This is a genomic window from Kitasatospora sp. NPDC051164 (assembly GCF_044455625.1).
Taxonomy (GTDB): Bacteria; Actinomycetota; Actinomycetes; order Streptomycetales; family Streptomycetaceae; genus Kitasatospora.
The window spans coordinates 217,671-229,831 of sequence record NZ_JBITFB010000002.1 but is presented as its reverse complement, the minus strand read 5'-3'; the positions used below and the strand labels follow the sequence as shown (position 1 = coordinate 229,831).

Sequence of the window (12,161 nt, the reverse complement as noted above, 5' to 3'; positions counted from 1 at the left end):
TGCGGAGCCCCGCCCCCGTCCGGCGGACGGGAACGGGGCTCCGGGTGAACGCTACTGGCCGCGCGTCACGCACTTGTTGGCGCTGTTCGACCACAGGCCCTGGAGGTCGAAGGTGCCGGTGCTCAGGGCGACGTAGGCGTCGAGGTCGACGCACGCGTCGCCGATCTCCCCGCCGCCGCCGTTCCAGCCGATGCTGGGCCAGAAGTCGGTGACCGTCTCGGCGTACTCGTGCGTCTCGGTGGACTCGATGCCGGAGAGCAGCCGTCCGTCCGTGAACGTCGTGCAGGCGCCCGCCCCGTTGTCCGGGATGTACGGGAGGTTGGTGTAGGCCAGGGTGCCGTACGAGGCGCTGGTCTTGTCGTGCCAGGCGCAGAAGCCGGTGTTGGGGAAGCCGTCCGGGTGCGTGTGGGTGGGGGAGACGACCACGTACTGGGCGTTGAGGTTGGGCGCCTGGGTGGTGTTGCCGAAGTGGCCGGCGGCCTTCACGGCCTCGGCGGCGATCTGCGTGGAGGTCGCCTGGGTGGGTGCGGCGGCTGCGTTGTCGAACCACACGCCGGCCAGCGGCGAGGACGTGGGGTGCTGGACGTGGACGCCCTTGGTACCGCAGGTGACGGTGCCCTTGGCGACGCCCTCGCAGTACTGGTCGAGGATGGTGCCCCAGGTGTCCTGGCTGCCGTAGAGGCCCTTGAACATGTTCTGCAGGTCGGGCGCGACCCCGGCGGGGTCGGAGGACCACTGCGAGCCCCAGAAGACCAGGTAGACCTTGGGGGTGGGGGACACCACACCCTGGCCGGCGCTGGAGCCGACCTTCAGGGTGTTGCCGGAGGCGGCCGAGGCGGCCCGCTGCTGCGAGGCGGCGGCGGGGGCGGCAGGGACGAGCGGCTTGGCCCCGAAGTGGGCGGGCGCCGGGGCGGGTTGCGCCTCGGCTCCGGTGGCCAGCGAAGTGGTGCCGACGGCGGCCAGGGCCAGCGCGGCCAGGGTGTGGGCGGCGGCCTTGAACGACTTGCGCATGCGTGTGCTCCCGAGTGTGAGGGTGTGGGAGGTCCGTACGTGCGAGATCGGAGCCCCGACACCACATCAACCCGACGGTGGGCCCGTCCAGATGCGCGGAGGCGGCGGGGGGAAGTGTTTGCCGCGGTCATACCAAGTCCTTGTCCTTGTCTCAGCTCTTGCCCTTGTCTCAGCCCTTGTCCTGCTCCTGTCCCGGCCCCGGGTGGCACTACGATGCGCAGCGGTACTTTCCGGCCGACTCAACGGGGGATCTGATGACAGGTCAGTGGCAGGAGCTGGGCACGCCCGGCGGGGTCGAGGCGTACGTGCACCGCCCGGAGGGCGAGGTGCGCGGGGCGGTGGTGGTCTGCTCCGAGCTGTACGGGGTCAATGCGTACCTGCGGGGCGTCTGCGCCGAGCTGGCGGGCCTCGGGTACGTGGCGGTGGCGCCGGACTTCTACTGGCGCAACGCCCGCCGCACCGAACTCGGGTACAGCGCGGAGGAGCGGGAGGCGGGCCTGGTGCTGATGCGCGCCCTGGACCGCGACGAACTGGTCGCCGACGCCGCCGCGGCCCTGGCGGAGGCCCGGACCCTGGCCGGCGGGCGCGGCGTGGCGTTCGTCGGAACGAGCATGGGCGGGCACATCGCCGTGCGCGCCGCCACCGAGCTGCGCTTCGAGCTGGCCGCGGTGTTCTACCCCGGCTGGCTGCTGAACTCCGGCTTCCCGCTGGTCGGCCCGGTGCCGCCGCTGGAGACGGCCGAGCGCATCGCCGCCAACGGCGTGTACCTGCTCGGCTTCTGCGGCGAGCTGGACCACATCCTCCCGCAGGAGGAGTGGCAGGCGGCCGAGCAGCGGCTGACCGACGCCAAGGTCGATCACGAACTGATCACCTACCCGGGCGCCCGCCACGGCTTCGCCGCCGACCGCCCGGCCGAGCACGACGCCGCCGCGACCGCCGATGCCTGGCACCGCGTCCACCAGGCCCTCGCCGAGCGCCTGTAAACCCGCTGCCCGTAGGCCCGAGCGCCCGTAGACCGGCAGCCCAGGGAGGCGGCACCGCCCTGTCGCAGAGCTGTGACAGGGCGGTGCCGGATCCCTTACGAGTTCCTCATGACGTGCACGTAGGGTCCTCGTATGGCAGAGAAGCTGGTGGGGACGGGTATGCGGAAGTTCGGGCACGGGCTGCGGCTGATCGGGATCAGCGTGGTCGCCGGTGCCGTGGCGGCGGGGATCGCGCTGCCCGCGGTGGCGGCGGCCGGGCTGGGCGCCCAGTCGGCGGCGGACGACTTCCAGAACCTGCCCGACGACTTCAAGACGCCGGCACTGTCCCAGGCCTCGACGATCCTCGACGCCCAGGGCGGCACGATCGCCACCGTGTACGACCGGGACCGTACCGTGGTGTCGGCGGACCAGATATCCCCGCTGGTGAAGACCGCACTGGTGGACATCGAGGACAACCGCTTCTACGAGCACGGCGCGATCGACCTCAAGGGGGTGCTGCGCGCCGTGGACAAGAACGCCTCCTCGGGCACCACCGCTCAGGGTGCGTCCACCCTGACCCAGCAGTACGTGAAGAACGTGTTCGTCGACGAGGCGGGCGACGACCCGAAGAAGGTCCAGGAGGCGCAGCGGCAGACCATCGGCCGCAAGATCCAGGAGCTGAAGTACGCGATCAAGGTCGAGGAGACCCTGGGCAAGGACCAGATCCTCACCAACTACCTGAACATCACCTTCTTCGGGGAGAAGGCCTACGGCATCGAGTCGGCCGCGCGGCGCTACTTCGGCGTCCACGCCAAGGACCTCACCCTGCCGCAGGCCGCGATGCTGGCCGGCCTGGTGCAGTCGCCCAGCGGCTACGACCCGGTGGTCGACCCGACGGCGGCCAAGGACCGGCGCGACACCGTGCTGCGCAAGATGGCCGAGTACGGGCACATCACCAAGGAGGAGGCCCAGCAGGCCATCGCCACCCCGCTGGGGCTCAACGTCCAGGCCCCGCAGCAGGGTTGCATCCTGGCCAAGCAGGGCGAGGGCTTCTTCTGCGACTACGTGCGCAAGGTGGTGCTCACCGACCCGGCCTTCGGGAAGTCGGCGGCCGAGCGGCAGGCCGTGTGGAAGCGCGGCGGGCTGCAGATCCACACCACGCTCGACCCCAAGGCGCAGGCGGCCCTCAACTCCTCGGTCACCAGCCACGTGAACGCGGGCGATCAGGCGGCGACCGCGATGAGCATCGTCGAGCCGGGCACCGGCAGGATCCTCGCGATGGGCCAGAGCCGCCCGTACGGTGTCGATGACAAGCAGAACCAGACCCAGATCAACTACAACGCCACCAAGGCCATGGGCGGCGGGCTCGGCTTCCCGACCGGTTCGACGTTCAAGCCGATCGTCGCGGCGGCGGCCCTGGAGAACGGCCTCACGCCGGGCCAGAGCTACACCACCGACTACAGCATCCCGTGGCCGGCGATGAAGGACTGCTCCGGCGGGAAGTTCCCGTCGGCCGGGCAGGTGCACAACGACAGCCAGTCCCTCACCGGCCAGTTCACCATGAAGACGGCGATGGCCCAGTCGGTCAACACCTACTTCGCGAAGCTGGAGGCCGACACCGGGCTCTGCAACGTCGCCCAGATGACCAACAAGCTCGGCATCACCGAGCAGGCGGGCGGCGAGAAGCTCCAGGTGGTGCCGTCGATGACGCTCGGCAGCAACGACCTGACCCCGCTGGAGATGGCGGGCGTCTACGCGACCTTCGCCGCCCACGGCACCTACTGCGCGCCGACCGCCATCACCTCGGTGACCGGCCCCGACGGCAAGCAGCCGGCCGTGCCGCAGGCGAACTGCTCCGCTGTGATGTCCGCCGACACCGCCGACACCGTCACCGCGATGCTCAAGGGCGTCGTGGAGGACGGCACCGGAAAGGCGGCCGGCCTCACCGGCCGGGACAGCGCGGGCAAGACCGGCACCACCAACGAGAGCCGCCAGGTCTGGTTCGTCGGCTACACCCCGGAGATGGCCGGCGCCACCGTCGTCAGCGACACCGACAACCCCAAGCCGCTGGACGGCCAGCGGATCGGCGGCAAGGTCGTCGGCCAGGCCTTCGGCGGCACCCTGGCCGGCCCGATCTGGCGCGACGCTATGGACGGCGCCCTCGACGGCACCCCGGCCGGCACCTTCCCCGCGATCCAGCTGCCGTAGCGCGGCACGGGGGCGGGTGGACGAAAGTGGGTGGACGAAGGGTGGGTGTGCGGCAGTAGGGTGCGGCGGTCGGTAGTCGGCCGGGTCTCCGGTCGACGGGGGCGACCGCGTGAGGACCTCGGCATGACCTACGGAGAGCAGAACCCGTACCAGCAGCAGGGCTACGGGTACGGGCAGGGCTACGGCCATGGGCAGGACTACGGCTACGGCCACGGCCACGGCTACGGCCATGGCTACGGCCATGGTCAACAGCCGCGGGTGCCGCTGTGGCAGCGCTTCCGGGGCGAGGAGTGGCCCACGCTGCGGGAGTTGCTGGCGCCCGCGCGCAAGGCGATCGGCTGCTGGGTACTACCGCTGCTCTTCTGCCTGTGGCCGTTCCTGGTCTTCCTCGGCCTCTACCCGATGGCGCGCTCGGCGCGACGGCTGGCCCGGAGGGTGTTCGCCGTGCCGGGCCCGCGGGGGATCACCGACCCGGTGGTGCTGCGGGTGCAGCGGATACGGGGGTGGCTGGCGCTCGTGGCCGGTTTCCTGGTGCTGGCGGTCTACGGTTCGCCGGAGGACTGGAGCGAGGCCAACGACCAGTTCCAGCTCCGGCTGGTGATCACGCCCTGGCTGGTACTGGTGACGGCCCCGGTGGTGGTCGGCATCCTGTTCCGGCTCGCCGGCCCGGCCCTGCGGCCCGCGATGCGCGCCCAGGTGCGGCCGGCCGTGCTGAAGGCACTGCAGTACGTCGGCGCCTGCACGGTGGTGCCGGTGCTGCTCTGGCTCGTCGCCCAGGCACGCGGCTCGGTCCAGGTGGTGCTGGTCGGCGCGCTGGTCGACCTGCTGCTCCTGGCCGCGCCGATCTGGGCGCTGATGTTCGTGGCGTTCGCCTCGCCGACCGTCGTCCGCACGGCCTTCACCCTGGACCGGGTGCACGCCGTCTTCCCACCGGTGCTGACGGGCGTCCTGGTGTGGGAACTCGCCGCGATCGGGCTGCTGTTCGGAGGCCTGCCGCCCGGCCCGCTGCCCGTCGAGCTGGGCGCCGTCATCGGCGGCCCGGCGACGGTGACCGCCGTCGCCTGGTGGGAGATCCGGCGGCTCCGCACCCACTTCGGGGTGACGCTGCGCGGGGCGCGGGCGGTGGGCGGCGAGGGCGGCCGGGGTGGCGCCGGTGCCCCGCGGTACGAAGGGGAATGAACCGGACGGAACGGGGCAGACGAACGCCGCACAGCCGTCGGCCCCGCCGTGTCCGCCACCGACCGATGACTGGGCACCTGTCAGGCCTCCGGGGTGCACGCACCCCGGGGTGCCGGGCCGGGCTGTCGGCGGGCAGTCCGGTCCGGCGGGCTCCCGCCACTCGGCGAAGCGGTTTCTTCGCCGAGGGGCGCGGACTCCGTTTACTGCAAGGACCTCTGTCGTTCCATCAGGTATCGTCGCACCTCGCCGAAATACGAGCGTCAGTTCGAAGAGTCTGTGAGGAACCATGGACGCGCAACAGAGGGTGGACCAGCCGCGCGAGGTGCTGCTGACCGGTGCCGCCGGCCGCATCGGGACCTGCCTGCGGGAGCTCCTGCCCGCCTACGGCTACCGGCTGCGCTGCTTCGACCGCGCCCCGGTGCCCGGTGAACCCGAGGCGATCATCGCCGACCTGCGGGATTCCGCGGCGCTGGCCTCGGCGATGGACGGCGTCGATGCCGTCGTCCACCTGGCCGGGATCCCGGGGGAGGCGCCGTTCGCCGACATCCTCGCCGCCAACATCGAGGGCACGTACCGGCTCTACGACGCCGCCCGGGCGGCGGGCGTGCGGCGGATCGTCAACGCCGGCAGCAACCACGCGGTGGGTTTCACCGAGCGGCCCGCCGACGGCGGCACCGTGCCGGTGGACACCCCGCAGCGGCCCGACACCTACTACGGGCTCTCCAAGTGCTTCGGCGAGAACCTCGCCTCGCTGTACGCCGACCGGCACGGGATGGAGACGGTCTCGCTGCGGATCGGTTCCTTCACCGCCGAGCCCCGCAGCATCCGGATGCTCGCCACCTGGCTCAGCCCCGGCGACTGCGCCCGGCTGGTGCACGCCGCGCTCACCGGGCCGGTGGCCGGCCACACCGTGGCCTACGGCATCTCCGCCAACACCCGGGCCTGGTGGGACCTCGCGTCGGCCCGGGCGCTCGGCTACCAACCGCTCGACGACGCCGAGGTGTTCGCCGCCGAGCTGATCGCGAAGCTCGGTGAGCTGCCCGCCGACGACCCGGAGTTCCGCTACCTCGGTGGCGGATTCACGCAGGCCGGGCGCTGATTCCCGAGAATTCGCCCGAGGCGCCCCGAGGATCGGGCGTCACATCCGCCGGACGCGCAGCACGCCGGTCAGCATGGGCAGGGTGAACTCGCCGTCGCCGGTTTCCGGTCGGCTCGCGAGGTAGGCGCGGGTCCGGGCCAGCGCGGCCTCCCGTTCCCGGTCCGGCATGACCAGCATGCCCGCCTTCGTCCCGAGGGTCGCGACGAGGGAGTCGGCGGTCCGGCGCTGCCCGTGCGGGAACTCGGCCTGCTCCGGCGAGTCGAACCGGGCGTCCCCACCCGCCGTGGGACGGTGCAGGCCGGCCGTCTCGGCACGCCAGCCGGCGGGCACGTCGCGCGGGCCGACGGCCGCGCTGCCGCTGACCCGCGCGAGCCCGGCCACCCAGTCGACCCCGTCGTCGAAGACGTTCCACAGCCCGGCCAGGACCCCGCCGGGGGAGAGGACCCTGGCGATCTCCGGGCCCGCGAGGTCCATGTCGAACCAGTGCATGGCGTTGCCGGACACCACGGCGTCGACGGACCCGTCCGGGAGCGGGATCGCCTCGGCGCTGCCCGGCAGCGCGCGCACGGTCGGGAGGCCGCGGCGCAGCTCGGCCAGCATCGCCGGGTCGGGCTCGACCGCGACGACGTCGACGCCCATCGCGAGCAGTGTGCCGGTCAGCTTGCCCGTCCCGGCACCGAGGTCGAGCACCCGCGGCCCGGGCGCCGGTTCGAGCGCCCAGCGCACGGCGGCCTGCGCGTAGTCCGGGCGGTGCTCGGCGTAGGCGGCCGCCGCCGCGCCGAACGACGAGCTGTGGAGCAGCCGTTCATCCATCGCAACTCCTATGACGTCACTGAGGTGACCGGGGCAGCCCAGCGTATCGGTGCGACGAACGACGCAAGGTCCAGTTCTGCTGGCCCGACCTCAGAACGCCATGAGAAGGCGGTGCCTCGCCCGAGCAGGGCGAGGCACCGCTCAGCGGGACTGCTCAGAGGAGCCCGAAGTCGAACTCCCCGGTGGCGACGGCGTTGACGAAGGCGGCGTGGGCGGCGCGGTCGAAGGACAGGGCGGGGCCGTTGTGGTCCTTGCTGTCTCGGATCGCGACCGTTTCGGGAAGGATCGCGAACTCGACACAGTTCTCGTTACCGCCGCTGTAACTGGACTTCTTGAAGTCGAACCCGGTGGTGGAAGCGTCGGGGTAGTAGTAGGTCACTTGATCTTGTCCCTCTGTGCGGTGATGAAGTCGAGCGATGAGTCAACTGACAGGGCTTCGGCAGTGATCTCCTGAAACTTCGCCCGGTACGACTCGACGTCGGTCGGGTCCTCGACCCAGAACCCGTTCAGCGCCCCTTCGACGAACACGACGTCGAGATCCTTCCGCTGAGGGAATCCGAGCAGGGCGAACGCGCCGCTCATGCCTGGGTGGATTGCCGCACCTGCAGGCATGATCTGGATGTTGACGTTCGCCAGCCGACTGAGCGTGAGCAGCTTGTCGAGTTGCGGACCCATGACGTCGGGGCGATTTGCGATCGCACGGAGCGCGGCTTCATGGATGACCGCCCAGACCTCGACGGGGTTCGGGCGGGTGAGGATGGACTGCCGTGCCATGCGGACCTGCACGAGATCGTCAACGGTGCCGCCCTGCATGGTCCGAAGCCGGTCGATGACCAGCCGGGCGTATTCGGCAGTCTGGAAGAGGCCCGGGATGAAGGCGGGTTCGTAGGTCTTGAAGGTCGAAGCCTCGGTTTCGAGCGTGATCAGGTCGGTCGCGGAAGCATTGATCACATCGCGGTAGCTCAACCACCAGCCCCGCTTGCTGCCGTCCTTGGTGATGGCGATCAAGCCGGCGCGGAACTCCTGGTCGTCGCAACCGTAGTGGTCGAGGAGCCTGTTGACGTCCTCGATCTTGGCTGCGGTGCGGGCGTTCTCGATCCGGTTCAGCTTGGCCAGGCTCATGCCGGTGGCTTCGGCTGCCGTGTCCGCTGCGATCTTCTTCTGCTCCCGCAGCCTTCGAAGCTCTTCGCCCAGCCGACGACGCCGAACGGTTGATACCGCCATGCCTTGCCCCTCCTGACCTGTCGGTTGACCAGTCTGCCTGTGTCCCTTGCGTCAGCGCTACCGACAACTGGCAGAGGATGGCACCGAATTCGGGTTCGATATGAGATTTTGCAGATTAGTTGAGTCTGCTTGCGCACGTGATGGCCCTCACGTCATGCTGAGCGTAGCCAGTCGCATGCGCCGAGTAGGCGGCGACTGGTGATCTCGCCGTGCTCTGCGACGTTTCTGTCGGTATGCGGCGCCGCATGATCCACTTCATCCCCCACGGAGGTCTCTTCGTGTTCTCCCTCGAACTTCCCCCTGACTGGTCGGCCGCGCGCGAGGAGTTGCGCGAGGCGACGGCGCGCGCCGGGTGGAAGCCCGACCTGGTCGCCGACGCGGAGCTCGCGTTGCTCGAACTGTTCGTCAATGCCTGGCGGCACGGCGGCAGTCCGTCGCCGCTCGTCGTGATCGTGGTGCTCGACCGGGTCCTCCGGGTGTCCGTCAGCGACGCGAGCCCCGTCCTCCCGCTCCAGCGGGACGACTCCGACCCCTACGCCGTCTCCGGCCGGGGCCTGCACCTCGTCCGTTCCCTCACCCACCGCTTCGGCGCCGAGCCCCGGAAGTCCGGGAAGTCCTGCTGGTTCGAGCTGGACGCCGCCGCGTGACCGCCGCCGATGGCCGCCCGATCGAGCCGGCCGACCCGCTGATGCGGAGCTACACCGAGCCGGAGGTCGCCTACCTGATCGCCGAACTCCAGGAGCGTGGCCGGAACTTCGGCCTGCTCTGGCCGTCCGTCACCACGGACAGCGTCGTGGACGGCCGCGTGCTCGTCCGCTTCGGCAACGCCCCGGCCAGCACTGTCCTGAACCTGCTCGCCCTCCTCCGGGGGCACGGGAAGGTCGAGGCCCCGTGCGACTCCTGATCGGCCTCGCGGCGCTCCTCGCCATCGCGGTCGTCGCGCTCGGCGCGGTGGCCGCCCGGGGGATGCCCCACCGCCCCGACCGCGAGCGCCGATCGGTGGCCTGACGCACAGCCCGACTCCAGCCGCCCGGCCGGGCCCGCCGGGCGGCCGAAGCATACCCCTGCCATCGCGTAGCGGACGCCTCCTCGCGCGCTACTCGTTACTCGTTCGGGTGTTACTCGTTCGTGCGCTACTCCGCGGTGTCCGGTGCGTCGCTGAGCCCGAGCCGCAGGTGCTCGATGTGGTAGATGGCCTGGTCGAGGAGGGCCGCGACATGGTTGTCGTACAGCGCGTAGACCACCGAGCGGCCCTGGCGCTGCCCGACGACGAGGCCGAGGTTGCGCAGCAGTCGCAGTTGGTGGGAGCAGGCGGACTGTTCGAGGCCGACCTCGGTGGCGAGTTCGGTGGCGGCGCAGGGGCCCTCGCGGAGGCGGGAGAGGATCAGCAGGCGGGAGGGGGTGGCCAGGGCCTGGAGGGTGGTGGCCACCCGGGCAGCGCTGACGGCGTCCAGGCGTGTGTGCTGGACGGCGGTGGCGGGGGCGGCTCCATGACCCATGCGGCCAATACTACAACTCATCCATGAAGGAGCGTTCATATGTTCATGTATGGTGGATGAGTCCTTGGCTCGCCCTGCCCCGAAGGTCCTCCCCGCCATGCCCTCCTCCACCCTCATCGAGCGCCCCGCACCCCAGGCCGCCCGGCGCCCGGACCCCGCACCCCGACGGCGCACCCGGGTGCTCTCGCTGCCCGAAGCCCGCTGGGCCGCCACCGCGACGACGCTCTTCCTGATCGCCCTGCCGCTCCAGCTGACCGGCGCCCCCGCCTGGGCCTGGGGCCCGCCAGCCGCGCTCGCGTACGCCACCGGCGGCTGGGAGCCCGCCTGGGCGGGCCTGCAGGCGCTGCGCGAGAAGACCCTCGACGTCGACCTGCTGATGATCGTCGCCGCGCTCGGCGCCGCCGCCGTCGGCGAGGTCATGGACGGCGCGCTGCTGATCGTCATCTTCGCCACCTCCGGCGCCCTGGAAGCGCTCGCCACCGCCCGTACTGCCGACTCCGTGCGCGGGCTGCTCGACCTCGCCCCGGCCACCGCCACCCGGCTGCTGCCCGACGGCCGGGAGGAGACCCTGCCGACCGGGGAGCTGGCCGTCGGCGACACCGTCCTGGTCCGGCCGGGAGAGCGGATCGGTGCCGACGGGCGGGTGCTCGACGGCGCGAGCGACGTCGACCAGGCCACCATCACCGGCGAACCACTTCCCGTTGCCAAGCAGATCGGCGACGAGGTGTTCGCCGGTACCCTCAACGGCACCGGCGCGCTGCGCGTCACGGTCGACCGGGACGCTTCGGACTCGGTGATCGCCCGGATCGTCGCGATGGTCGAAGAGGCCTCCGAGACCAAGGCGCCGACCCAGCTGTTCATCGAAAAGGTCGAGCAGCGCTACTCGATCGGCATGGTGATCGCCACCCTCGCCGTCTTCGCCGTGCCCCTCGCCCTCGGCGCGGCCTTCACCGGCTCACTGCTGCGGGCGATGACCTTCATGATCGTCGCCTCGCCGTGCGCCGTCGTTCTGGCCACCATGCCACCACTGCTCTCCGCCATCGCCAACGCCGGACGGCACGGCGTCCTGGTGAAGTCCGCCGTGGTGATGGAACGCCTCGGACAGACCGACGCCGCCGCCCTGGACAAGACCGGCACCCTGACCGAAGGCACGCCCCGGATCAGTGACATCCACCCGCTGAGCGGATCCGGTCTCTCCGACGACGACCTGCTCGCACTCGCGGCCGCCGCCGAACACGCCAGCGAACACCCGCTCGGCCGCGCCGTCGTCGACGCCGCCCGCGCCCGAGGACTCACCCCGGCGCCCGCGGAGGACTTCGCCGCCGTCCCCGGGGCCGGCGTCACCGCCACCGTCGGCGGGCGGGTCGTCGCGGTCGGCGCGCCGGCGCGGCTGATCAACGACCGGACCGACACCGCCTCCACCGAAGCCGCCGAACTCGCCGCCGAACTGGAGGAAGCCGGCCGCACCGCCGCCCTGGTCGAGGTCGACGGCATCCCGGTCGGCCTGCTCGGACTCGCCGACCGGCTGCGCCCCGACGCCGCCGCCACCGTCACCGCGCTGACCCGGCTCACCGGCCGCACGCCGGTGCTGCTCACCGGCGACAACCCGCGCGCCGCCGCCCGGGTCGCCGCCGAGGTCGGCATCGACGAGGTCCGGGCCGGGCTGCTGCCGAGGGAGAAGGTCGCCGCCGTACGGGACCAGGAAGCGGCCGGGCGCAAGGTGCTGGTGGTCGGCGACGGCGTCAACGACGCGCCCGCGCTGGCCGCCGCGCACACCGGCGTCGCCATGGGACGGGCCGGCTCCGACCTGGCCCTGGAGACCGCCGACGCGGTCGTCGTCCGCGACGAACTCGCCACCGTCCCGGCTGTGGTGGCGCTCTCCCGGCGGGCGCGGGGCCTGGTGGTGCAGAACCTGGTGATCGCCTCGGTGTTCATCTCGACCCTGGTGGTCTGGGACCTGGTCGCCACCCTGCCGCTGCCGCTCGGCGTGCTCGGCCACGAAGGCTCCACCGTCATCGTCGGCCTCAACGGGCTGCGGCTGCTGCGCGAGGCCGCGTGGGCCAAGGCCTCTGCCGAGGACGGAAGCTGAGGCCCGGCCAGGCCCAGGCCCGGCCCGGCCGGCTGCCGTACCTCGCCCGGGGGAGGAGCCGCCTCCCCCGGGCGAGG

Annotated in this window: 12 protein-coding genes; 7 read left to right on the top strand and 5 right to left on the bottom strand. The window is 71.6% G+C overall.

Going from position 1 to position 12,161, the window contains the following annotated elements; translation table 11 throughout:
- Positions 1 to 51: 51 nt before the first annotated feature.
- Entirely contained in the window at positions 52 to 1,011 is a 960-nt protein-coding gene (locus tag ACIBEC_RS03575) for a hypothetical protein (RefSeq protein WP_360492160.1), read from the bottom strand.
- A gap of 254 nt (positions 1,012 to 1,265) precedes the next feature.
- On the opposite strand from ACIBEC_RS03575, the gene ACIBEC_RS03570 reads away from it, so the two are divergent.
- The 4 genes from ACIBEC_RS03570 to ACIBEC_RS03555 all read left to right on the top strand — a co-directional run bounded on the left by ACIBEC_RS03570 (position 1,266) and on the right by ACIBEC_RS03555 (position 6,459).
- Complete coding sequence (locus tag ACIBEC_RS03570) at positions 1,266 to 1,994, top strand: dienelactone hydrolase family protein (protein WP_360492157.1); 729 nt, start codon at positions 1,266 to 1,268, stop codon at positions 1,992 to 1,994.
- A gap of 132 nt (positions 1,995 to 2,126) precedes the next feature.
- Entirely contained in the window at positions 2,127 to 4,181 is a 2,055-nt protein-coding gene (locus ACIBEC_RS03565) for a transglycosylase domain-containing protein (RefSeq protein ID WP_360492154.1), read from the top strand.
- 123 nt (positions 4,182 to 4,304) lie between these two features.
- A complete protein-coding gene (locus ACIBEC_RS03560; protein WP_360492151.1) occupies positions 4,305 to 5,360 on the top strand; it encodes a hypothetical protein in 1,056 nt (351 codons plus the stop codon).
- Positions 5,361 to 5,664: 304 nt separating this feature from the next.
- Complete coding sequence (locus ACIBEC_RS03555; RefSeq protein ID WP_360492326.1) at positions 5,665 to 6,459, top strand: NAD(P)-dependent oxidoreductase; 795 nt, start codon at positions 5,665 to 5,667, stop codon at positions 6,457 to 6,459.
- Between the two features lie 39 nt (positions 6,460 to 6,498).
- Here the strand turns inward: ACIBEC_RS03555 and ACIBEC_RS03550 are convergent, their stop codons facing one another.
- The 3 genes from ACIBEC_RS03550 to ACIBEC_RS03540 form a co-directional block, all read right to left on the bottom strand.
- Positions 6,499 to 7,272 carry a class I SAM-dependent methyltransferase gene (locus ACIBEC_RS03550; protein ID WP_360492148.1) on the bottom strand — a complete coding sequence of 258 codons (774 nt, stop codon included), beginning with the start codon at positions 7,270 to 7,272 and terminating at the stop codon, positions 6,499 to 6,501.
- A gap of 154 nt (positions 7,273 to 7,426) precedes the next feature.
- Positions 7,427 to 7,651: a DUF397 domain-containing protein gene (locus tag ACIBEC_RS03545; RefSeq protein ID WP_360492145.1), complete on the bottom strand. Its 225-nt coding sequence runs from the start codon at positions 7,649 to 7,651 to the stop codon at positions 7,427 to 7,429.
- A complete protein-coding gene (locus ACIBEC_RS03540) occupies positions 7,648 to 8,496 on the bottom strand; it encodes a helix-turn-helix transcriptional regulator (RefSeq protein WP_360492142.1) in 849 nt (282 codons plus the stop codon). The genes ACIBEC_RS03545 and ACIBEC_RS03540 overlap by 4 nt, the downstream gene beginning before the upstream one ends.
- 245 nt (positions 8,497 to 8,741) lie before the next feature.
- On the opposite strand from ACIBEC_RS03540, the gene ACIBEC_RS03535 reads away from it, so the two are divergent.
- Complete coding sequence (locus tag ACIBEC_RS03535; protein ID WP_360492139.1) at positions 8,742 to 9,143, top strand: ATP-binding protein; 402 nt, start codon at positions 8,742 to 8,744, stop codon at positions 9,141 to 9,143.
- Positions 9,140 to 9,400, top strand: a complete 261-nt coding sequence (locus ACIBEC_RS03530; protein ID WP_360492136.1) for a hypothetical protein — start codon at positions 9,140 to 9,142, stop codon at positions 9,398 to 9,400. The genes ACIBEC_RS03535 and ACIBEC_RS03530 overlap by 4 nt, the downstream gene beginning before the upstream one ends.
- Positions 9,401 to 9,629: 229 nt before the next feature.
- On the opposite strand, the gene ACIBEC_RS03525 is transcribed toward ACIBEC_RS03530, so the two are convergent.
- Positions 9,630 to 9,995 (bottom strand): metalloregulator ArsR/SmtB family transcription factor, encoded by a 366-nt coding sequence (locus ACIBEC_RS03525; protein WP_360492133.1) that lies wholly within the window; start codon positions 9,993 to 9,995, stop codon positions 9,630 to 9,632.
- Positions 9,996 to 10,092: 97 nt separating this feature from the next.
- Between ACIBEC_RS03525 and ACIBEC_RS03520 the strand changes: the two genes are divergently transcribed.
- Positions 10,093 to 12,084, top strand: a complete 1,992-nt coding sequence (locus ACIBEC_RS03520) for a heavy metal translocating P-type ATPase (protein ID WP_360492130.1) — start codon at positions 10,093 to 10,095, stop codon at positions 12,082 to 12,084.
- Positions 12,085 to 12,161: the final 77 nt, after the last annotated feature.